General features: G+C 64.0%; 19 protein-coding genes. 13 read left to right on the top strand and 6 right to left on the bottom strand.

Features of this window, described 5'->3' with window-relative positions; genetic code table 11:
• The 3 genes from ACKLLE_RS23190 to ACKLLE_RS23180 all read left to right on the top strand — a co-directional run.
• On the top strand, positions 1–922 hold a 922-nt coding region (locus ACKLLE_RS23190; RefSeq protein ID WP_420059173.1), incomplete at its 5' end, for an NAD(P)-binding domain-containing protein.
• A 101-nt stretch (positions 923–1,023) separates the two neighbouring features.
• The gene (locus ACKLLE_RS23185; protein WP_420059172.1) at positions 1,024–4,089 is read left to right on the top strand and encodes an outer membrane lipoprotein-sorting protein; all 3,066 of its coding nucleotides are present in this window, start codon (positions 1,024–1,026) and stop codon (positions 4,087–4,089) included.
• Positions 4,090–4,092: 3 nt separating this feature from the next.
• Positions 4,093–5,304 carry a DUF1302 family protein gene (locus ACKLLE_RS23180; RefSeq protein WP_420059171.1) on the top strand — a complete coding sequence of 404 codons (1,212 nt, stop codon included), beginning with the start codon at positions 4,093–4,095 and terminating at the stop codon, positions 5,302–5,304.
• A gap of 141 nt (positions 5,305–5,445) precedes the next feature.
• On the opposite strand, the gene ACKLLE_RS23175 is transcribed toward ACKLLE_RS23180, so the two are convergent.
• Both ACKLLE_RS23175 and ACKLLE_RS23170 read right to left on the bottom strand, forming a co-directional pair.
• On the bottom strand, positions 5,446–6,192 hold the full coding sequence (locus tag ACKLLE_RS23175) for a transglutaminase-like domain-containing protein (protein WP_064301683.1): 747 nt from the start codon (positions 6,190–6,192) through the stop codon (positions 5,446–5,448).
• A gap of 51 nt (positions 6,193–6,243) precedes the next feature.
• Positions 6,244–7,134, bottom strand: coding sequence for a LysR family transcriptional regulator (locus tag ACKLLE_RS23170; protein ID WP_064301684.1), 891 nt, complete (start codon positions 7,132–7,134; stop codon positions 6,244–6,246).
• Between the two features lie 115 nt (positions 7,135–7,249).
• On the opposite strand from ACKLLE_RS23170, the gene ACKLLE_RS23165 reads away from it, so the two are divergent.
• The 8 genes from ACKLLE_RS23165 (at position 7,250) to ACKLLE_RS23130 (ending at position 15,672) form a co-directional block, all read left to right on the top strand.
• Complete coding sequence (locus ACKLLE_RS23165; RefSeq protein ID WP_420059174.1) at positions 7,250–8,014, top strand: sulfite exporter TauE/SafE family protein; 765 nt, start codon at positions 7,250–7,252, stop codon at positions 8,012–8,014.
• Positions 8,015–8,038: 24 nt separating this feature from the next.
• Positions 8,039–8,596 carry a sugar ABC transporter ATPase gene (locus tag ACKLLE_RS23160; protein WP_420059170.1) on the top strand — a complete coding sequence of 186 codons (558 nt, stop codon included), beginning with the start codon at positions 8,039–8,041 and terminating at the stop codon, positions 8,594–8,596.
• Positions 8,597–8,681: 85 nt separating this feature from the next.
• The gene (guaB, locus tag ACKLLE_RS23155; RefSeq protein WP_009398329.1) at positions 8,682–10,151 is read left to right on the top strand and encodes an IMP dehydrogenase; all 1,470 of its coding nucleotides are present in this window, start codon (positions 8,682–8,684) and stop codon (positions 10,149–10,151) included.
• An 80-nt stretch (positions 10,152–10,231) separates the two neighbouring features.
• Entirely contained in the window at positions 10,232–11,809 is a 1,578-nt protein-coding gene (gene guaA, locus ACKLLE_RS23150) for a glutamine-hydrolyzing GMP synthase (protein ID WP_064301686.1), read from the top strand.
• A gap of 174 nt (positions 11,810–11,983) precedes the next feature.
• Complete coding sequence (locus ACKLLE_RS23145) at positions 11,984–12,733, top strand: GNAT family N-acetyltransferase (protein ID WP_420059169.1); 750 nt, start codon at positions 11,984–11,986, stop codon at positions 12,731–12,733.
• Positions 12,717–13,148: a hypothetical protein gene (locus ACKLLE_RS23140; RefSeq protein WP_064301688.1), complete on the top strand. Its 432-nt coding sequence runs from the start codon at positions 12,717–12,719 to the stop codon at positions 13,146–13,148. Before ACKLLE_RS23145 ends, ACKLLE_RS23140 begins: the two co-directional genes overlap by 17 nt.
• Positions 13,138–14,121, top strand: a complete 984-nt coding sequence (locus ACKLLE_RS23135) for a peptidoglycan-binding domain-containing protein (protein WP_064301689.1) — start codon at positions 13,138–13,140, stop codon at positions 14,119–14,121. Before ACKLLE_RS23140 ends, ACKLLE_RS23135 begins: the two co-directional genes overlap by 11 nt.
• A gap of 15 nt (positions 14,122–14,136) precedes the next feature.
• Positions 14,137–15,672, top strand: coding sequence for a ComEC/Rec2 family competence protein (locus tag ACKLLE_RS23130; RefSeq protein ID WP_420059168.1), 1,536 nt, complete (start codon positions 14,137–14,139; stop codon positions 15,670–15,672).
• Positions 15,673–15,707: 35 nt separating this feature from the next.
• Here the strand turns inward: ACKLLE_RS23130 and ACKLLE_RS23125 are convergent, their stop codons facing one another.
• The 4 genes from ACKLLE_RS23125 to ACKLLE_RS23110 form a co-directional block, all read right to left on the bottom strand.
• Positions 15,708–16,598: a LysR family transcriptional regulator gene (locus ACKLLE_RS23125; RefSeq protein ID WP_064301691.1), complete on the bottom strand. Its 891-nt coding sequence runs from the start codon at positions 16,596–16,598 to the stop codon at positions 15,708–15,710.
• Positions 16,599–16,708: 110 nt separating this feature from the next.
• Complete coding sequence (locus ACKLLE_RS23120; RefSeq protein WP_009403547.1) at positions 16,709–17,173, bottom strand: nuclear transport factor 2 family protein; 465 nt, start codon at positions 17,171–17,173, stop codon at positions 16,709–16,711.
• Positions 17,174–17,207: 34 nt separating this feature from the next.
• The gene (locus tag ACKLLE_RS23115; RefSeq protein WP_420059167.1) at positions 17,208–19,241 is read right to left on the bottom strand and encodes a 2Fe-2S iron-sulfur cluster-binding protein; all 2,034 of its coding nucleotides are present in this window, start codon (positions 19,239–19,241) and stop codon (positions 17,208–17,210) included.
• 30 nt (positions 19,242–19,271) lie between these two features.
• Positions 19,272–19,883, bottom strand: coding sequence for a glutathione S-transferase family protein (locus ACKLLE_RS23110; RefSeq protein ID WP_420059166.1), 612 nt, complete (start codon positions 19,881–19,883; stop codon positions 19,272–19,274).
• Between the two features lie 221 nt (positions 19,884–20,104).
• Here ACKLLE_RS23110 and ACKLLE_RS23105 point away from each other — a divergent pair, with 221 nt between their 5' ends.
• Positions 20,105–20,788: a response regulator transcription factor gene (locus ACKLLE_RS23105; protein WP_420059165.1), complete on the top strand. Its 684-nt coding sequence runs from the start codon at positions 20,105–20,107 to the stop codon at positions 20,786–20,788.
• Positions 20,788–22,131: a HAMP domain-containing sensor histidine kinase gene (locus tag ACKLLE_RS23100; RefSeq protein WP_420059164.1), complete on the top strand. Its 1,344-nt coding sequence runs from the start codon at positions 20,788–20,790 to the stop codon at positions 22,129–22,131. The genes ACKLLE_RS23105 and ACKLLE_RS23100 overlap by 1 nt, the downstream gene beginning before the upstream one ends.
• The last annotated feature ends 62 nt before the right edge of the window (positions 22,132–22,193 follow it).

Raw genomic sequence — 22,193 nt, 5'->3', positions numbered from 1 at the left:
GCCGACAGGCCTGCGTCTGTTCACCTCGCGGCAGTTCTGCCGCCTGGCGGACCTGGACATGCCTGGCGATCCGCAGGGTTATCCGACGGGCCTGGAGTTCGCCGACTACCTGGAAGGGTTCGCGGCTGCCAAGCGGGTGCGCGTGTCGTTCGCCAGCCGGGTGCTGCGTCTGGGCGCCGTCGCCGACGGCTTCGAGGCGATGCTGGACTCCGGCGACGTGCTGCGCTGCCGCAGTGTGATCAACGCCACCGGCTCCAACCAGGCGCCGGTGATACCGGGCTTTGCCCAGGCCCTGGGCGAGCAGGTGGTGCAACTGACGGCTGGACAGTTTCGCGATGCCGGCTGCATGCCCGCCGGGTCGCGCATTGCCGTGGTCGGCGATGGCGCCAGTGGACGCCAGATTGCCTTCGAGCTGGCGGCGCAGCATCGAGTGCTGCTGGCCTGTGGTCGCCAGCGCAAGCTGGTGCCCAACCGGGTCCTGGGCAAGGACGTGTTCTGGTGGCTGGACAAGGCAGGAATATTGTCGGCCCGTCACGACAGCCGGGTGGCCGCGATCATCCGCAAGCGCGACCCGATTCCGGTGGCCAGTGCCAATAACGCGGAGCTGGCGAAGTTGGGCGTGCAGCTAAAAGGCCGCGCCATCGATGCCGATGCGGCTGGCCTGAAGTTCCAGGACCAGAGCCACGAAGCGGTCGAGGCGGTGATCTGGTGCAACGGTTATCGGGAAGACACCAGTTGGCTGGCATTGCCCGGTGCAGACACCTTCGGCGCGCAGATCGGGCAGTTGGGAAAGACCGCGCAGCCGGGCTTTTTCCTGATGGGACGCAAGTGGCTCAGTTGCCGCGCCTCCGAACTCGTCGTGGGCGCCAATAACGATGCCGCCCGCGTCGTCGGCTATGTCCGGGCATATCTGGGCAATTAATCGAAGTTCATCTAAAGGATGAGTTGATCATGATAGGAAAAACGGTTGCCTGGATCGTCAGATCCAGGTTGTGGGTCCTTGTCGCCCTGAGTTTGGCCACCGTGCTGTTCGCCACCCAGGTCAGGAACCTGCAGATCGTCATCAATCCCAACACCATGCTGCCCCAGGCGCACCCGAGCGTGATCGGCACCAACCTGGCCGAAGCGCTGTTCGGCTCCAAGCATGTGGTGGTCATCGGCATCAGTCCGGCAGGCGGCGGCAGCGCGCTGACACCACGGATCCTCGGGACTCTCCAGCAGCTGTCGGAGGAAATCGCCGTGCTGCCCGGGGTCAAGGGACACACCCTGATGAGCGTCACGGCGGCCAAGGCCAGGTCGATCGAAGGCGGTGCCGACGAGATGCGCGTCGATCCGTTGCTGGACACCCCCATCGACGCCGACGCCATTGCACGCCTGCAGGCGCGCCTCGCCGGCAATCCGGTGTACCGCGGCACGCTGGTGGCGGAGGATGACAGCCTGGTGTCGCTGTCGTTCGCCATCCACGCCGACCAGGGCGGCTTCCGCAAGATCATGGACGGCGTGCAGAAGGTCATCGACACCCACCAGGCCAGCGATATCCGGATCACTGCCAGCGGCTCGCCGGTGTTCTTCGCGGCCGTGGAACGCTTCGCCCAGCGCATGGCCATCCTGTTTCCCATCGCCCTGGTGATCATCGGCCTGATCCACCTGGAGGCCTTCCGTACCGTGCAGGGCCTGGTCCTGCCGCTGCTGACCGCGGTGCTCGCGGTGATCTGGGGCCTGGGCATCATGGGCGCGGTGGGGGTGCCGATGGACGCTTTCAACGCGACCACGCCGATCCTGATCCTGGCGGTCGCCGCCGGGCATGCGGTACAGATCCTCAAGCGCTACTACGAGGAATACGACCGCCTCACCCACGGCGGCGCCACGGGTTCGCCGCAGCAGCTCAACGACCGTGCGATCGTCCAATCGCTGAGCCGGGTCGCCCCGGTGATGCTGACCGCCGGCGGAGTGGCGGCGCTGGGCTTCTTCTCCCTGGTGACGTTCGAGATCGCCACCATCCGCACCTTCGGCCTGTTCACCGGGCTGGGCATCCTCAGTGCACTGTTCATCGAGCTGACCTTCATCCCGGCCCTGCGCAGTTACCTGCCGGCGCCGGCGGTCAAGCCGCAGGCGGCCAAGGGGCCACGGGTCTGGGATCGCCTTGCCGACCGGCTGACCTCGCTGATCCTCAAGCGTCGCGGCCTGATCGTCGCGGTGTTCATGGCCACTGCGCTGCTATCGCTGCTCGGCCTGCAGTTCCTCAACAAGGAAAACTCCACCAAGAGCTATTTCGGCAGCGGCCTGGCGGTGTACCAGGATGACGAATTCCTCAATCGCAAGCTGGCCGGTACCAACACCCTCTATGTGGTGTTCCAGGGCGACCAGGTCGACAGCCTGAAGGACCCGCGCACCCTGCGCCTGATCGAAGACACCCAGCGTTTCATCGAAACCCTGCCGGATGTGGGCAAGACCACTTCCATCGTCGATTTCATCAAGCAGATGGGCCAATCGATGAACGAAGGCGATCCGCGCTACTACCGGGTGCCGGACTCCCGGGACATGGTGTCCCAATACCTGCTGCTGTACTCGATGTCGGGCGACCCCACCGATTTCGACGCCTACATCGACTACCAGTACCGCAATGCCAGCCTCATCGTCTGGACCCGCAACGACAGCAGCACCTACGCCGCCGGGCTGGTGGAGGCGATCCGCGGTTACGTGGAAGAGCGCCTGCCGCCTGGCGTCAAGGTGCAGATCGGCGGAAGCGTGCCGCAGTCCTCGGCCCTCAGCGAAACCCTGGTGCACGGCAAGATCATGAACATCCTGCAAATGATGGGGGTGATCTTCCTCGCCGGTGCCCTGGTGTTCCGTTCGCTGGTGGGTGGCCTGTACCTGGTGATCCCGCTGGCGGTCACCGTGCTGGTCAACCTGGGCGTGATGGGCGCCACCGGCATTCCGCTCAATACGCCTAACTCGGTGGCCTCGGCCATGGCCATCGGCATCGGTGCCGACTATGCGATCTACATCCTCTATCGCATGCGCGAGGAACTGCGCCGGCTCGGCGATTTCGACCTGGCCCTGCAGGAAACCATGCGCACGGCCGGCAAGGCGGTGGTCTACGTGGCCACGGCGATCGCCGGCGGCTACTCGGTGCTGATGCTCTCCTTCAACTTCTATATCCACATCTGGTTCGGCTTCCTCATCGTCCTGTCGATGATCGTCAGCGCGCTGTGCGCCCTGGTGTTGATCCCGGCGTTGATGAAGGCCTTCCCGCCCGCGTTCCTCAGAGACCACAGCATGAAGAAGCCCGTGTCCGGAGCCGTCCTGCCCTTGCTGTTGGTGGTTGCCTTCGGCCTGTTCCGGCCCGCCCCGGCCCAGGCCGCCGATGCCGAGCAGATCATGGCGCGCAGCTACCAGGCGACACGCATGGACAGCTCCCTGTCGCAGTCCACCTTCACCCTGACCAATGCCTCCGGCCAGGAGCGGGTGCGCAAGACCTTCGCCGCGACCCGCCTGCAGGACGACGGCACGCACAATCGCCGGGTGATCCGCTTCCTGTCGCCGGGGGATGTGCGCAATACCACCACGCTGATCATCGAAAAGGCCGCGCAGGATGATGTCTGGGTCTATCTGCCGACCTTGAAGAAGGCCCGGCGCCTGGCCAGCAGCAACAACAGCCGCAGCTTCGTCGGCACCGACCTGACCTACGGCGACCTGATCGGCCACAAGCCGCAGGACTGGACCCACCGTCTGCTGCGGGAGGAAAGCCTGGACGGCGTGCCCACCCAGGTGATCGAGTCGCTGCCGAAAACCGCGGAAATCGCCAGCAACAGTGGCTATTCCAAGCGCATCAGCTGGGTCGCCAACGACTCCTTCGTGGCGCTGAAATCGGAGCTGTACGACGCCGGCCAGGCGCTGCAGAAAACCGTGCTGAGCACTGAGCTGAAGCTGGTCGATCCGGCGCGGCAGAAGTACCAGCCCATGCTGGTCACGGTCAGCAATCACCAGACCGGCCACTCCACCAGCGTGCGCATGGACAGCTTCGAAGCCAACGTCGCGGTGAGCGACAACTACTTCAGCAACGGCTACCTCGAACGGCAAGAGTGAATCATGCGCGCCCATCTGCTTGTGTTGCTCGCCAGCCTCGGTGCCGCTCTCGACGCCGTGGCCGAGGCACTGCCGTACGGCGAATGCCGTACGGGCTACTGGTCGTCCAGCCGCAACCTGGACGACCGCGGGGATATCGCCAAGGGTACCTGCCTGGTCAACTGGAACCTCGACCTCGCCGAGCAGTTGCGCCTGGTGCTCGCCGGGCGTGCCGGGGTCGATGACAGCGCCAGGGCAGACGGCTACAGCGGCCGCCTGCGCGAGGGCTACCTCGAGACCGGCAACGATGCCTGGCGCTGGCGGGTAGGGCGGCAGATCATCGCCTGGGGTCGTTCCGACCGGATCAACCCCACCGATTACCTGTCGCCCCGCGATCTGACCCTGCTGGTGCCGGAGGACGACGAACAGCGCATGGGCATCAACGCCCTGCAGGTGCGTCACGACCTCGACGACAGCCTGTCGCTGACCGCAGTGGTGGCGGACTTCGATGCCAACCGCATGCCCACCGGGACCTTGCCGGCCAACCTCGACAAGCGCGACGAGCCCGATGCCCTCGAAGCGGCGCTGAAGCTGGACCACGCCGGCGACAGCCTCGACTGGTCGCTGTCCTGGTTCGATGGCTACGAGCGCGCGCCGCGTTACCAGGCGCTGCTGGCACCGGCGCCGCGCTTCATCAGCGCCTACGAGCGCAAGCGCGCCATCGGTGCGGACTTTGCCTGGGCCACGGGGGACTGGACGGTACGTGGCGAGTTCGCGCACGAGCGGCTGCACCTGGAGTGCTCCGGGTGCCGGGACGAACGGCGCAAGGTCAGCCGGATCGTGGTCGGTGCCGACCGCAACTTCGGCGACTCGGCGAACTTCAACCTGCAGTTGTTCGGAGTCTGGCGCGACTACCGCGAGCCTGCCGACAGCGGCATCCTGCGCCTGGTCGAGGAGGGTACCGACCGCCTCAACTCAGAATTCGGCCGGCGTGACTGGGGGCTGACGAGCAGGGTGTCCGACATGTTCTTCAACGAGCGCTTGAAGCTGGAAATGTCGGCGGTGCTCGACCTGACCGGCAGCAGTTACGTAGTGCGACCACGGGCCAGCTATTCGCTCACTGATTCGGTGAAGCTCGGGGCCGGGGTGGACCACTTTCATGGTGCCCGGCAGAGTTACTTCGGGGTGAGGAAGAAGAACAGCGTGACGTTCGTGGAATTGAGCCTGGTGTTTTGAGGCGGGATGACGCTGTAGCGCAGCGAGCACGACGCGTCCCCTGTGGGAGCGGGTTTACCCGCGATAGCTATGGTGAGTTCACCACTGCAATCGCGGCGGTTCGGCGCTCCGATGAACCCACAGAGGACACGTCGTTATTTTTCAACCTGATTGATGATTGCAGGCCTGGCTACCCGGTGCACCTTCGCGAATCCTGCGCACATTGTCGTTGAGCAGCTTGTAGAAGAAGTTGTGGTACAGCCAGCCCTTCACTCCGTTCAGGTTGGTCTTGTGCTCGCGGTAGAAATCATCCGGCGAGGCGTATAGCCCCAGCTCGCGGGCAATGCCCTCGCGCTGGATGTAGGTGTCGCGGCCGGTCCATTGCACGGCCGGTTCGGCCAGCGACGGGGTGGCCACGGCATAGCCGAGGAAGGCGTGCTGGCAGTTGCTGAACCTGTCCTGTACCGCGCGCAGGTACTGCTGGTCGAGAATCACCCCTTCCAGCACTACCCATTGCCCGTGCAGCTCGACCTCGACCCAGGTGTGGAGGATTTCCCGCGGCGCCATGAAGTACACGAACGCGGTCATCGCGCCTTTCTGCAGGCGCTTGTCGATGGTGAAGGCCCGCAGCCGGCAGGCAATGCCGAGGGCGCGGAGCAGGGCCATCAGCAGGTTGGACTTGGTGTTGCAGTGCCCCAGGCCCTCGGCAAGGATCGCCGAGGCGGGCAGGCTGTCGGCACCCGCGTTGTAACCGAACAGGATCTCGTCGCGGCAGAACTCGTAGACGGCACGGGCCGCCTGTTCCGCTGGCAATTGCCGCCAGCCGCGCGAGTCGATGAGGCGCGTGATCGCCGGTGCGTCGAAGTCGAGTATTTCAGTGCGTTGTAGATAGTCCTGTTGCGTGCGCATGGCAAAGCCTCCGTGTTTTCACCAAGGTTGGACCCTGTAGTTACTTCAGGGTCAAGCACGCTGTGCCTGCATATGCCCGAGGAACTGCCTGACCAACGGCCCGGCGTCGCGACGGTAGGCCATGGCCACTGTACTGACGCAGCCGGGATCGACCAAAGGGATGAACCGCAGCGAAACCGGGGCGATGTCCTGCATGCAGCGAGGCAGCAGCGCCACCCCGAAACCGGCCTGGATCAATTGCAGTTGAGTGGTCTTGCGCGACACCACCCGCGCCGGCCGCGGAAAGAATCCGGCTGCCATGCACAGTTCCGCCGACAGGTAGCTCAGGCCGCCACGCTGGCGATGCGGGATGGAAATGAAAGGCTGGTCCGACAGATCCGCCAGCCGGATGCTGTCGTGATGCGCCAAGGGATGGGTATCGGCGACCGCCAGCAACAGCGGTTCCTGGAACAAGGGCTCGACGCACAGGCCTTCATGCTGGCGTAGCACAGGCAAGCGCAGCAGGCCGATGTCCAGGCGTCCGTCGACCAGTTCTTCAAGCTGGCCCTCCGAGGAAAGCTGGGCTATCTCCATCGATACGCCAGGGTTGTCATGCAAATAGCTGCTGACCTGCTGCAACAAGGCCCCGGTCAATGGCACCGTGCTGGAATGACTCAGGCGCAGGCTGCCGCGCCGTCCCTGGCCGACGGCGCGGGCCAGGTCACTGGCCTTGTCCAGGTCCTGCAGCAGGTTGCGCGCCTTGGGCAGGAACGCCGTACCGGCAGCGGTCAGGCGTGGCAGTCGCGCGGTCCGTTCGAACAACGCGGTATCCAGTTGCTGCTCCAGTTCGCGAATCTGCCGGCTCAGGGCCGACTGGGCGATGTACAGGCGTTCGGCGGCGGCGCTGAAGCTGCCGCTTTCGGCGATTTCCACGAAGTAACGCAGTTGGCGGGTCGAGATCATGAGCTATGCCGTTTCGAGATGGCTAATGGCGATATTGCATATTAGTCGGCATGGCTCCGCACTGGTTAAGGTGCGCTGAAAACCAATCGAAGGTAGTGCCCCAATGCTCGCCGACCTGTTCGCCCAATTGCCGTTCTCCCTGCTCGACTGGCTGCCGATCCTGCTGGGTGTGGCGGCTGCCTACGTGGTCTTCGGCATCGCCGGATTCGGTACTGCGCTGGTGGCCGGCCCGATCCTGATCAACTTCATGCCGTTGTCGCGGATCATCCCGCTGCTGGTGCTGCTGGATTTCGTCGCCGCCTTTGGCAACTGGCTGCCGGCGCGCAAGGCGGTGAACAGGGGCGAGCTGCTGCGCCTGCTGCCGTTCATGGCCCTGGGCTGCACACTGGGCGTGGTGTTCCTGCTCAACCTGCATGCCGATGTGCTGATGCTGCTCATGGGCCTGTTCATCAGCGCCTACGCGCTGTACAGCCTGACGGTGAAGGTCAGGCCGGCGAACCTGGCGGCGGGCTGGTCGGTACCGGCGGGAACCGTGGGCGGGCTGTTCGGCGCGCTGTTCGGCAGTGGCGGCTTTCTTTATGCGCTGTACCTCAATGCCCGGCTGGACTCGACGGAGCAGGTGCGGGCGACCCAAAGCGCACTGATCAGTTGCAGCACGGTGGTGCGCCTGAGCCTGTTCCTGATCGCCGGGGTCTATGCCGACCTGCCGTTGCTGCTGCTGGCGGCGTGCCTGCTGCCGATGATGGTGCTCGGGTTGCGGGTAGGGCGGCGCCTGACCTTGAACATGTCGCGCGAGGCATTCGTGCGCCTGGTGACCTGGCTGGTGCTGGCCAGTGGGGTGGCGCTGATCGGGCGCTGGCTGAGTCAGGTAAACTGGTGACTTTGAGCCGACCCGACCGCCGTCATGATCACCCAGAGCATCATCGTTCCCCGAATGTCCTCCATCCCCGTGCACGAAGCCCGTGCCCGGGCCATCCTGCGCTGGCTGGTGCGCGAGAAGATCGTCGAGGAGGGCCTGAGCACCTGCGGCGGCACCGGCAACCGCATGGCCCATGCCATCGCCGAGGGCGCGTGCAAGGTGGTCGAGCGCCCCGAGCTGTTGCCGTTCGGCAAGCGGATCAACGGCCTGGAGATCATCACCAAGCGCTGCATCTATACGCCGTCGGTGGATTTCCTTGAGGAAGCGGGCTGCCCCGAGTGCCGCCGGGAGATCGGCGAGGCGCTGTTCGAAAGCCTCGAAGAGTGGATGCCAGCGCAGACCGATAACTTCACCTGTCCCGAATGCGGCCATGAAGACGATATAAACGGCTTTCTGTTTCTCCAGCCGTGTGCCTTTTCCAACCTGGGCTTCATCTTCAATGGGTGGGCCGATGCCGGTTTCAAACCGGCCTTCCTCGACGCCTTCGCCGACTGGCTCGACCAGCCGGTAGCCGTGGTGCGTGGAACGCTGTCGGGCAACTGACCGAAGGCCCATCTTTACATTGAGCGAAACGGCGCGCATGAGTATAATGGCGCGCTTCCATTTTTCCCGCCCGGGAGCCCCCGCGATGCTGCGTATCAGCCAAGAAGCCCTGACCTTCGACGACATTCTCCTTGTACCTGGCTATTCCGAGGTACTGCCCAACGAAGTCAGCCTCAAGACCCGTTTGACCCGTGGCATCGAGCTGAACATTCCGTTGGTCTCCGCCGCCATGGATACCGTGACCGAAGCCCGCCTGGCCATTGCCATGGCGCAGGAAGGCGGCATCGGCATCATCCACAAGAACATGACCATCGAGCAGCAGGCCGGCGAAGTCCGCAAGGTCAAGAAGTTCGAGGCCGGCGTGGTCAAGGACCCGATCACCATCGATGCCGAGGCCACCGTGCGTGACCTCTTCGAGCTGACCCGCCTGAACAACATCTCCGGCGTACCGGTGCTGCACAACGGCGACCTGGTCGGCATCGTCACTTCCCGCGACGTGCGTTTCGAAACCCGCCTCGATGCTGCCGTGCGCGACGTGATGACGCCGAAAGAGCGTCTGGTCACCGTGCGCGAAGGCGCCGACAAGAACGAAGTCCGCGAGCTGCTGCACAAGCACCGCCTGGAGAAGGTCCTGATCGTCGATGCCGACTTCAACCTGAAGGGCATGATGACCGTCAAGGACATCGAGAAGGCCAAGGCCTACCCGCTGGCGAGCAAGGACGACCAGGGTCGCCTGCGCGTCGGTGCCGCGGTCGGTACCGGCAAGGACACCGGCGAGCGCGTTGCCGCCCTGGTTGCCGCCGGCGTCGACGTGGTGGTGGTGGACACCGCCCACGGTCACTCCAAGGGCGTTATCGACCGCGTTCGCTGGGTCAAGGAGAACTTCCCGCAAGTGCAGGTGATCGGCGGTAACATCGCCACCGGCGCTGCCGCCAAGGCCCTGGCCGAAGCCGGCGCCGATGCGGTCAAGGTCGGGATCGGCCCGGGCTCCATCTGCACCACCCGTATCGTTGCCGGCGTCGGCGTGCCGCAGATCAGCGCCATCGCCAACGTCGCCGAAGCCCTAGAAGGTACTGGCGTTCCGCTGATCGCCGACGGTGGCATCCGCTTCTCCGGTGACCTGTCCAAGGCCATCGTCGCCGGCGCTTCGTGCGTGATGATGGGCTCGATGTTCGCCGGTACCGAAGAAGCCCCGGGCGAAGTCGAACTGTTCCAGGGGCGCTCCTACAAGGCCTACCGCGGCATGGGTTCGCTGGGCGCAATGGCCCAGGCACAAGGCTCCTCGGACCGCTACTTCCAGGACTCCTCGGCCGGCGCCGAGAAACTGGTACCGGAAGGTATCGAAGGCCGCGTCCCCTACAAGGGCGCACTGGCCGCGATCATCCACCAGCTGATGGGCGGCCTGCGTTCGTCGATGGGCTACACCGGCAGCGCCACCATCGAAGAGATGCGCACCAAGCCCGAGTTCGTGCGCATCACCGGTGCTGGCATGGCCGAGTCCCATGTGCATGACGTACAGATCACCAAGGAAGCGCCAAACTACCGCGTAGGTTGATGCTCCTGGCAACACCGTTCAGCGGGGCTGTTATCGAACAGCCCCGCGTCGTTTCCGATTACCACTGACGAGATTGAGTCATGGCCCTCGACATTCACGCTCACCGCATCCTGATTCTCGACTTCGGTTCCCAGTACACCCAGCTGATCGCCCGCCGCGTGCGCGAAATCGGCGTGTACTGCGAACTGCATCCGTTCGACATGGACGATGAAGCGATTCGTGCTTTCAACCCGCGCGGCATCATCCTCGCCGGCGGTCCTGAGTCGGTCCACGAAGCCAACAGCCCGCGCGCGCCGCAGGCCGTGTTCGACCTGAACGTGCCGGTGCTGGGCATCTGCTACGGCATGCAGACCATGGCCGAGCAGATGGGCGGCAAGGTCGAGGGTTCGGACCTGCGCGAGTTCGGCTACGCCCGTGTCGACGTGGTCGGCAAGAGCCGCCTGCTGGACGGCATCGAGGATCATGTCGATGACGACGGCGTGCTCGGCCTGGACGTATGGATGAGCCACGGTGACAAGGTCACCCGCATGCCGCAGGACTTCCACGTCCTGGCCAGCACTCCGAGCTGCCCGATCGCCGGCATGTTCGACGATGCCCGCGGCTACTACGGTGTGCAGTTCCACCCGGAAGTGACCCACACCAAGCAGGGCGGTCGCATCCTGTCGCGCTTCATCCTCGACATCTGTGGTTGCGAAGCCCTGTGGACCGCCTCGAACATCGTCGAGGACGCCATCGCCCAGGTTCGCGAGCAGGTGGGTTCGGCCAACGTCCTGCTGGGCCTGTCCGGCGGCGTCGACTCCTCGGTGGTCGCCGCGCTGCTGCACCGCGCCATCGGCGACCAGCTGACCTGCGTCTTCGTCGACAACGGCCTGCTGCGCCTGCACGAAGGTGACCAGGTCATGGCCATGTTCAAGGAGAACATGGGCGTCAAGGTCATCCGTGCCGACGCCGAAGCGCAGTTCCTCGGCAACCTGGCCGGCGAGTCCGACCCGGAGAAGAAACGCAAGATCATTGGCCGCACCTTCATCGACGTGTTCGATGCCGAGGCCAGCAAGCTGGAGAACATCCAGTTCCTCGCCCAGGGCACCATCTACCCGGACGTCATCGAATCGGCTGGGGCCAAGAGCGGCAAGGCCCACGTGATCAAGTCGCACCACAACGTCGGTGGCCTGCCGGAGGAAATGAACCTCAAGTTGGTCGAGCCGCTGCGCGAACTGTTCAAGGACGAAGTGCGCAAGATCGGCCTGGAACTGGGCCTGCCGTACGACATGGTCTACCGCCACCCGTTCCCGGGTCCGGGCCTGGGCGTGCGCATCCTCGGTGAAGTGAAGAAGGAATACGCCGACCTGCTGCGTCGTGCCGACCACATCTTCATCGAAGAACTGCGCAAGGCCGACTGGTACCACAAGACCAGCCAGGCTTTCGTGGTGTTCCAGCCGGTCAAATCGGTGGGCGTGGTCGGTGACGGCCGTCGCTACGCCTGGGTCGTCGCCCTGCGCGCCGTCGAGACCGTGGACTTCATGACCGCACGCTGGGCGCACCTGCCGTACGAGCTGCTGGAGACTGTCAGCGGCCGGATCATCAACGAAATCGAAGGGATTTCGCGGGTGACCTACGATGTGTCGAGCAAGCCGCCGGCGACGATTGAGTGGGAATGATCCCGCGTCCGGCATAGACCGGCATCAAGTGGTAAGAAATACCCCGGAAGCCCGCGTAAATGCGGGCTTTCGGCTTTTGGGGGCTGGGAGTTCGGGTAACGTTCTACATCGCCAGATCAGGCCTCAGGTCGCTAGTTACTGAATCGTTATCCCCCGAAACGCCTGAGGGTATCGATGGCACATCGCTTCTATGGCATCTTAGCAGGCACTTACGGCAGCGGAATTAGTAGCATTATGGAAAATGCCCCGTCGGCGGTGCCGCCCAGCTTCGCGGATATCCGCTCCCCGTTCATCGTAGCGGAGCAGGCCGCGCGAACGGCCTTTTTCAGGGCGCTTCGCAGGCAGACAGTCTCCAGGCCTGCGCCAATACTGTCCTCGATTGCATTGAAACCGCGCTGGGCGCACCTCTATTTCCCCTTGCAGGATGACCCCGTACTTGCCTATCAAGTGCGCTTGCCGCTGCACGCCAGTGTTGAGGCGTCTCGTGCCTGGATCAGCCGTGAGCGAAGGGCAGGTCATCAATTGTATGCCGTCGTACATGCCAAGCACGGCATGGTAGGCGCCTACGGTCTTCGGTGCTGGGGAGCGATCGGGTCGTTTCATTTCTGGCTGGGCAAGGCCTTTCGTGGTCGTGGTCATGGCCGCGCAGTTCTCGAACTGGTGCAGCGCAGCGCCGAAGCGCAAGGCATGAAAAGACTCTACAGCTCGGTGCTCGCCGACAACATATCCTCGCTTCGTGTGCTCTCTGCAGCAGGATTTCAGTGCCTGGACTCCGACCGGCAGGTCGGGCTTGCGCAAAGCGGTTGCTGGTATCGGTGCCTGGGAGGCAGCGCACCGATGATGGATGAGGCCGTGCTGCATGAAGAATGGGCGCTGCTGGCGGCGGCAGCCAGACGGGGACGCAACCATGATCCTTATCCGTGAGGCGCAGATAGCGCATCTCGCAGCGCACTGCCGCCGCCGAAAGATCGCCGGATTGTGCGATGCCTTGCGCGGTAGTTATCCCGAGCGATTGACGGCACTGAGCCCGATTGCGTTGTACCGACGGGTACGGCAGGCGGTAGCTCGGGCCGAAGAGTATGGATTGCAAGACAAGGACGATTGGTATCGCTACCTTGAGTTGGCGGTATTGCATGGCTGGGACTTCGATCAGCAACCTGCACTGGCATGGATGCACGAATACCTGATCGAGGAGCGTATCAGCTTGCCCTCCGCACGCTTGGCCAGGTTATGTGATCAACGTACGCAGCAGATCGAGCGCGATGCCCTCAACCGGGAAACCCGAGCCCGTTTCGCTCTGAGGCGCGCGGCGCGCGGGAGGCAGTCGAATGACCGATAGTGCGATACAAGCGTGCCCGCTTGGCGCTGGAGAGGTGGTCGAAGTCTGTGTCGTCGGCGCGGACCGCAAACCGCTGGCCGACATCGCCGTAGAACTGCAGCGGGCTCCTGACCAAGTGCTGCGCTTGTTGACCGGCAGCGATGGCTCGGCGCGTTTCGAGGGGCTGGAGGAGGGCGACTATAGCCTGTCCCTGTTCGAACTCGATCAGGATGCCTGGTCGCTCGCCGAGACTTCGGTTGTGGGCACGGCCGTGCAGGGAAACCCCAAGCCTGCTGCCTGGCAGAATCCTCCACAGGCATCCGTAGCATCTCCGATACGCCATACGATCAGTGCGGGGGAAAGCACGATCAGCCTGTCCGAGTTACATGGGCATTTTGCCCAGACGATCTGGGCCGATCCGGGCAATGAATCGCTGCGCCAAGGGCGTCAGGATATGAATGCATTGTTGCCGGGGGACGAATTGACGATTCCCGCCAGGCGGCGCAAGACGATTGCCGCAAGCATCGGCAAGCGCTATGTCCTGCAGCGCAAAGGCATACCGGCGATCTATCGCCTGCAGGTCCGGTCGGGTGGTCGTCCGGTGGGTCGATGTGCTTACTTGCTGACCGTGGACAAACACCTCGTGCTTGATGGATGGACGGACGATAACGGCGTGCTGGCCACCTGGTTGCCGGCGCAGAGCCGTGAGGGTGTACTGGAGATCCAGTCCAATGGTTACTGGAGTGATCTCACCTTGAGGTTGCGGTTTGGAGGCCTCGGGCCGCTGGAGGACGACCAGGGCGTCGCTCATCGTCTGGCAAATCTGGGGATACTTGTACGCCGTGAAGGAGCGCCATCGGCAGACGAACTGGAGGCAGCGGTACGGACGTTTCAGGGGCTTCAGGGCCTTGAGGTGACCGGGCGTATCGATAGCCTGCTCAGGGAGCGCCTGTATGCGGTGCACGATCAATCGTCGGATGACGTTGGGCAATAGAGGAGCGCTACCGGTTTGGATATATCCGATGAAGACAAAGAGCGTCTAGCCAGGCAACTCCAGCTCAATGGTTTCGTCGCTGGTGGGCTGTTCACACCTATGACGGATTCGACGGACATGGACACGGGGATGGAGGAAGAGGCGCTTGTTCACTCCGGACCCGGTCGGGCAATCGACACCGTCAATGTACCCGTTCCTCTCAGAATCCTGTTCATCGATATCGGTCAGGGTAACGCGACCCTGGTCATCGGGCCTGGCAATGAATCGATTCTGATCGACTGCGGAAGTGTTACAGAGGACGCGATAGCCGACGAACTGGTGATCAATGCCACGAAAGCGATCAACGGTTATCTCGAGAAGGAAAACCATCTCGATTACCTGATCATTTCGCACCCGGACAAGGACCATGTGAACAAGGTCGAGAAGGTGCTGCGCGGCTTCAGCATCGGCAAGGTATTGTGCGGTGGCCGAAACGTATCGAACTACAGCGGAAGCGGCAAAGGCGATCTCGCCGGTTTTCTCAAGGAGATCGACATCAAGCTGGTCGATTGCCTGATCAACGAAGGAGCTCTCTACTCCGAAGCTCCAAACCTGCCCGCTGACCAACGCCTGGTCCAGACCCGAACTCCCGGTTTCGACGTATTCATCGTCTGCGCCAACGCTCCGGTGGCCTCCGGGTCGACCATCAGCACCTTTCTCGAGCTCAACTCGGCAAAGCCGGGGACGGAGGCGAACTGTTCGAGCGTGGTGGTATGCATTCGCTACAAGGATCCCACCTACGACGGCGGCACATATGACCAGGTGCTGGTGTGTGCGGATGCCACCTTCTCGACCGAGTACCAGATTCTGGCGAAGTCGGGCTGGGCAGGTCACCTGCAGTCATTTCTGCTTTCCGGCGGGCATCACGGTAGCGCGGATTCTTTCTCGCCCAGGTTCCTCAGGGAGGTAAATGCTTCGTTCGTACATTTCAGCGCCAATATGCATGGTCGTTTCCGTCATCCGACCTGGGAAGTTGTCCAGCGTATCCTGACGCACTGTCCGAACGTCAAGACCACGACGTGCGAGCTGCACGAAATCGTGATCGGTTGCACCATGGCGGACAAGCCGTCCTCGCACAGCAGCAACTTGATGGAAGCGCCCACGCTGATCATGAGCCTGCTTGAAACGATGGATAAGGACAAAAAGAACGGCGCTACGGTGCTTGCGGAATACGTCAAGAGTCACACCGTGACGCCGTTTTCGCCGGTGTGGTTGCAGGACGTCAGCGTGGAGATCGTCGAGTACGTTGCACACGGCCGGAACCCGAGAATTATTTTTCGTAATCAGTTGCCTTCTACCTATCACGGCAAAGTTCTCGACACGATGCTGGAGGAGCAACGATTGCGTGCCGGTCTGACTTTCACCGACGCTCGTGATTCTGTTGTCTATTGGGACAGCAACCCGACCCACTTCGGACTTATCAGTAGCCTGCTTGGCGCCAATACTGGCGTTCATTGGGAGCTTTCGTTGCACGGCGATGGCCATACGGCGCCTGATATCACCAAGTACTGAATGCGGAGCCGAAAGCGTGGTGACCGGGTATTCGGTCACCCAAACACCGGATCCCCCCGCAACCGCTCCACCGCCATATCCACGAACGCCCGCACCTTCGCCGGCGCCTGTCGCCCCTCCGGATACACCAGGTGTATCGGCAACGGCGGCTCCTCGAAGTCCTCCAGCACCACCTGCAATTCCCCCTCCCGCAACGCCGGCCCGATCTGGTAATGCAGCACTCGGGTCAAACCCCACCCTGAACGCGCCGCATCGATCACCGCCTGGTTGGTATTGCACATCAGCACCGGGTCGATGGAGACTCGCTGTCCTCCGGCAAAGCGCCATTCCGGCAAAGCCCAGGAGCTGTTGGAGGCGACGATGCGGTGGTCCTTCAAGTCGGCGGGGGTTTGCGGTATACCGCGTTTCTCCAGGTAGCCCGGCGCGGCACAGATCACATGCCGTACCGCCCCGACCCGCACCGCGGTCAACCCGGAATCCGGCAGATGCCCGATGCGCACGGCCACATCGAGACCTTCCTCGACGATATTCACCTGGCGGTCGATGAACAGCGTGCGCGCGTGCATGCCCGGGTAGGCATCGAGGTATTCGGTGATGATCGGCAGCACATGCAACTGCCCGAAAAGGATTGGCGCGGTGATCGCGAGGGTGCCGGACGGCTCGCGGTAATGCCCGGCCGCTGCAGCCTCGGCTTCGGCGATATCGCCAAGGATGCGCCGGCAATCGGCGAGATAGCGCGCCCCGGCCTCGGTGGTCTTGACCGAGCGGGTGGTGCGCACCAGCAGCCGGGCACCGACCAGGTCTTCCAGCGCGGCGATGATCCGCGTGACCGCCGGGGCGCTCATATGCACCGCCCGGGCGGTCTTGGCGAAGCTCTCGGTTTCCGCCACCTTGACGAACACCCGCATTGCCAGCCAACGATCCATTGCGCTGTGTTTCCTTCGGTACGGTCGCGTGTCTTGAGTGTCTCCGGCAAGACCCGGGACACGGTCGGGGTGCCCGGGATTATGTGCCATTTCCTGGTCCGGTGTCCGCTTCAGAAACCAAAGTGGCTCAGGCCTGGATGATCGTCCGGCCGCCGGCCCAGCGGCCAGTGGAACCGGCGATCCTCCTCACGGATCGGCTGTTCGTTGATGCTGGCATGCCTGGCACGCATCAGCCCGTCCTCGGCGAACTCCCAGTTCTCGTTGCCGTAGGCGCGGAACCATTGGCCGCTGTCGTCGCGGTATTCGTAGGCGTAGCGCACGGCGATGCGGTTGCCGGTAAAGGCCCAGAGCTCCTTGATCAGGCGGTACTCCAGTTCGCGGTTCCATTTGCGGGTGAGGAAGGCCTCGGCGTCGGCGCGGTTGTTGACGAACTCGGCGCGGTTTCTCCAACGGGTATCCAGGGTGTAGGCCAGGGCGACCTTGGCCGCGTCGCGGCTGTTCCAGCCATCCTCGGCAAGGCGGACTTTTTCGATGGCGCTCTGTTCGGTGAACGGGGGCAGTGGTGGACGAGACATGGCAAGGCTCCTGAAACTGAGTGAATGAGACAAATCAAAGTGCAAGCTGGATCGGGTCCTCGCCGGCAGGTACCGCGCAGCAGACCAGGACTTCATCCTCGCCAACCTTGGCGGCGGGTTCCTTGATGTAGCTGACCGCGCCCTTGAGCAGGCGGGTCTTGCAGGTGCCGCAGTGACCTTCGCGGCAACTGAATTCCGGGGCGAGGCCGCGCGCTTCGGCCAGTTCCAGCAAGGTGCCGGAACCGGGTTCCCAGCGCGCTTCCTTCAATGAATCGATGAAGGTCACCGGTATCGATGTGCTGGCCGGCGCCAGGCCGGGCAGGGCGGTCGGCCGTGGTTCGGTGGAACGCTTGAGCGAGGCCGGCCCGAAGGCTTCGGCATGAATGCGCTCGTCCGCCACGCCGTATCCGCGCAGCCCGTCGTACAGCGACTGGCTGAAGGACGGTGATCCGCACAGGTAGAACGCGTAATCGCCGAACGCCAGGTGACGCGTCAGCAGTGGCATGTCGATCCGGCCGGCGGCGTCGTAATCGAGCCCTTCCTCGGCATCGCGGGTATCGCTGAGCACCCGTACCAGCGTGATGCCAAGCTCGCCCAGTTCCTGGTCGAACGCCCGCTCCTGTTTCGAACGTGCCGCGTAAAACAGCGTGACCGGGCGCATGCGCTGGGTACGCCGGCCTTCGAATGCCAGATGGCGTGCCATCGCCAGCATCGGCGTGATACCAACGCCACCGGCCAGCAGCACCACAGGGCGATCGCCACTGCCGTCGAGGGTGAAGTCGCCAGCCGGAGCCCGGGTTTCCAGGGTATCGCCTTGGTGCAGATGCTCATGCAGCCAGGTCGAGACCAGCCCGTCGCGTTTCACGCTGATGCGGTAGTGGCCGTCGGACGGCGCGGTCGACAGGGTGTAGGTGCGGATCAACGGCTTGTCCGCGCCCGGGATCGACACCCGTATCGGTAGATGCTGGCCTGCCAGGTGCGGCAGCAGGCCGCCGCCGTCCTGCGGTTCCAGGTAATAGGAATTGATCGACGCGCTTTCCCGTACCACCTGCGTCACCCTGAAACGCCGCCATTGGCTGGCGAGCGAGGCAACCCGTAGGCGTTCCTCCGTCCGCTGCCAGTCACCGGTCAACAGCGAGCTTTCGGCTTCGCCCTTGGCCCGGAACGTCCAGCGCAGGGCCAGGCCTGCCGGGCGCCGCACGATGCGCCGGGGCCTGAAGCTCCACAGGCGCTCCGCGCCCTGGAAAGCGGCGATTTCCGGTGACTCGAAGATCACCTCGGCATCGCCGGTCACCTGCAGCACATCGCCGTTTTCGTAGTCAACGAACAACAGCCCGGCCTTGCCGTTCAGATGGATATTGCCGAGGGTGGAAAAGAACAGGTTGCCGTTGAAGTCCGGGATGGTGAGCAGGCCGTCCTCGCCCACACGGACGAAACCGGGCTTGCCGCCGCGATGGGACACATCGACCTGGCGGCGCGCCTCGCGGTCGGCGTAGGTGGCGACGTAGAACGCATCGGCAGACTCGATCAACCGGCGCGCGGCGGCATCGAGTTGCGCAAGCTCCTCTAGCTGCCCCGAAAACGCAGCCTGCGGATCCCGGGCAAAGGAAAAGTCGCGCAACTGGATGTAGCGCGGGCAGTTGCCGAAGCTCTGGTCCACGTCGACCCGAAAGCCGGCGTCGAGACTGGACAACACCCCGTTCATGCGATTGCGCCGCCGGGTATGCAACTCGATGCCCAGCAGGCCGACCGCTGCGCCGTCGTGCATCCCGTGCCCGGCCGGATCCAGAGGGTCCGGTCGGGCCGCGATATCCAGGGTCGTGGGCGAGGGCGAGCTCATGAAGCCGGGCCGGCCTTCGAGTACGGTCGCCCAGGCATCGCCCTCGGCATCCACGCTGCCCAGCACCATGAAGGGCAGCCCGGCATAGAACGCGCGATGCTGGTCGGGCATGAAATCCCGCACCACGCGTTGGCCGACACCTTCCATGCGCTCGGCAACGCCGACTTTCTCCTGGATGAATTTCTCGCCTTCATGCCAGGTGGAGAGCTTTTTCAGGTGCTTGGCCATGTCGATTACTCCCGTGGATTGGGCAGGGGATCAGGCTCTCAGACCGGCCCGGCTCTGGGTGAAGGGCACGAAGCCGGGCAGCGCTTCGAAGCGGTTCAGGAAGGCATTGACGGCGGGGTAGCCGGACAGGTCGACATTGCCCTCCGGGGCCTGGGCCACATAGCTGTAGATCGCTACGTCGGCGATGGTCGGGTGGTCGGCGGCCAGCCAGTCGCGATCGCTGAGGTGCTGCTCCAGGCGTTCGAGCAGCAAATGGGCGCGGGCAATGACTTCCTCGGCGTTGAAGCTGGCGTTGAACACGGTGATCAGGCGTGCGGCGCAGGCACCGTAGGCCAGTTCGCCAGCGGCTACCGACAGCCAGCGCTGCACACGCGCAGCGCCCGGCGCATCTTCCGGCAGCCAGTCGGTGCGCCCGGCTTTCTTCGCCAGGTAGACCAGGATCGCGTTGGAGTCGGCGACCACGATCTCGCCATCTTCCAGCACCGGGATCTGCCCGAACGGGTTCAGGGCGAGGAACTCGGGTGACTTGTGCGCCCCAGCGGCCAGATCCACTTCGACCAGCTCGTGGTGCACGCCCAGCAGCGAAGCGAACAGTACGGCGCGATGGGCATGGCCCGAGAGGGGATGGTGATGAATCTTCATGGTCCGGCTCCTGACTGTAGTTATGCGGGGCGGGGTGATTCCCGATCCGTGATGACAGTGTGGAAGCGGATGCTTTTTGGCGGAATACGCTTTGTTCGCAGTTCTTTATTGCTTCAGGTGGAATAATCCCTCGCGGTGCCTGACCGATGTCATTGCCCTGTCCCGCGCCAAAGTGGGATGATTCGCAATTGCAATCACTTTCCGTGCAGAGTTCGCCACCCGTGTCCCCTCGACTTCTCCTCGCCGAAGACGACCTCAACCTGCGCCAGGACCTGCAGCGCCATTTCCTGCGTCGAGGCTTCGCGGTCCACGCCTGTGAAAACGGCAGCCAGGCGCAGGCTGTCCTTGAGCAGGGCGCATTCGACCTGGTCCTCCTGGACATCATGCTGCCGGGCATCGACGGCCTGAGCCTGCTCGATCAGCTACGCCGCGAGCAGGCCGTGCCGGTGATGCTGATGTCTGCGCTCGGCGCCGAGCAGGACCGCATCAGCGGCTTTACCCGCGGCGCCGACGACTACCTGCCCAAGCCCTTCAGCCTGGCCGAGCTGGATGCCCGGGTCGATGCCCTGCTGCGCCGGGTGGCGCTGGACCGGCGCACGACGGCGAGGGACGCCGTCCGGCTCGACGAGAATGGCCAGGACGTGGTGCATCGAGGTCGCCATGCCGGCCTGACCGCTTCCGAATACCGTCTGCTGGCGACCCTGCGCGCCCATCCCGGCGAGGCGCTGAGCAAGGCCTTCCTCTACCAGACCGTGCTGCATCGCGCCTATACCCGGCTGGACCGCGGCCTCGATGTGCACGTGTGCAACCTGCGACGCAAGCTGGCAGCCATCGGTGCCGTGCATGTGCAGATCCAGTCGGTGCGCAGCCAGGGCTACATCCTGGTGGAGACGGAGCCGTCCTGATGCGCCGCCATCCGCTGCTGTGGAAGCTCGCCCTGCTGCTGGTCGCCTTCTGCCTGCTGCTGACCTGGCTGATCTGGACCTGGGGCCTGTCGGTGGAACGCAGCAGCTACTTTCTCGGCTCGGCAGACCAGGAATACCTGGCGCGTTATGCCGCCGAGGCGGAACAGGCCTGGCGCGAGGGCGGTGCGCAGGGCGCCGAGGCATACCGCCGCACCCTGGCGAGCAGGGAAAATACCTGGGTCGCGCTGGTCGGGGCGGACCTGCAAAGCCTCGGCACCACAGCGTTCAGCGCCGAGGAAGCCAGCCACCTGACCTTCATGCGCAAGCTCGACTGGCCCATGAGCAGGCGCCTGCAGGACGAGTTGCCCTATGTCAGCATCGCCTTTCCCGAGCATCCCGAGACCGGGCGCCTGGTCATCCAGTTGCCGGAGCGCCTGCTGCCCACCGGCCTGACGCCCTGGACGCACCTGGTCACCCATGGCGTGGCGCCCGCGATGCTGGCCGTGCTTCTGGGCCTGCTGCTCTATCGCCTTCTGGTGGCGCCGCTCAATCGCCTGCGTGACCGCGCCGACGCCCTGCGTGCGGACGACCTGGACAGCCCCGGCCTGCCATTGCAGAACCGCCGCGATGAACTCGGCGAACTGGCCCAGGCCTTCGAGCACATGGCCGGGCGCCTGCGCCGCAGCCTGGAGCAGCAGCGCCTGTTGCTGCGCACCCTGTCCCATGAACTGCGCACACCGCTGGCGCGCCTGCGCATCGCCCACGACAGCGTCCTGCCGCCGGAGCAGTTGCGCGAGCGCCTGGTACGGGAAGTGGACGATATGCAGCGGCTGCTGGAAGACACCCTCGACCTGGCCTGGATGGACACGGAGAAGCCGCAACTGCCCAGCGAACCGGTGCAGATGCTCTCGGTGTGGGAAGCCCTGTGCGAAGACTGCTGCTTCGAAAGCGGCTGGGAGCGCGCGCGATTGCCCTGCGACCTGCCAGCCGACTGCTGGATCGAAGGCCATCTGGACAGCGTGGCCCAGGCGTTGGAAAACCTGCTGCGCAATGCAATCCGTCATTCACCGCCTGGTGGCACGGTGAGCTTCAGCGGGCAGCGCGAAGGCGGCTTCTGGCATTTCCAGCTGCGCGACCAGGGGCCTGGCGTGCCGGAGGCTGACCTGCAACGCATCTTCGAGCCTTACCAGCGCCTGGCCGGCAGCGGCGCCGGTTTTGGCCTGGGCCTGGCCATCGCCCGCCGCGCCATCGAATTGCAAGGCGGCCAGCTCTGGGCGAGCAACGCCAACCCGGGGTTGGTCCTGCATCTGCGAATGCCGGCGGCGGAATGTTTAGAAAGTTAATGCGCTTTACTCTCAATTAGCATTCATTATCATTCGTGATCTCTTGCATTCAGCGCCCGTCC

The sequence above is a fragment of the Pseudomonas bharatica genome (genome assembly GCF_048586865.1).
Taxonomy (GTDB): Bacteria; Pseudomonadota; Gammaproteobacteria; order Pseudomonadales; family Pseudomonadaceae; genus Aquipseudomonas; species Aquipseudomonas bharatica.
Note: the sequence above shows the minus strand (reverse complement) of the source record. Positions and strands in the feature narration are given on the sequence as shown.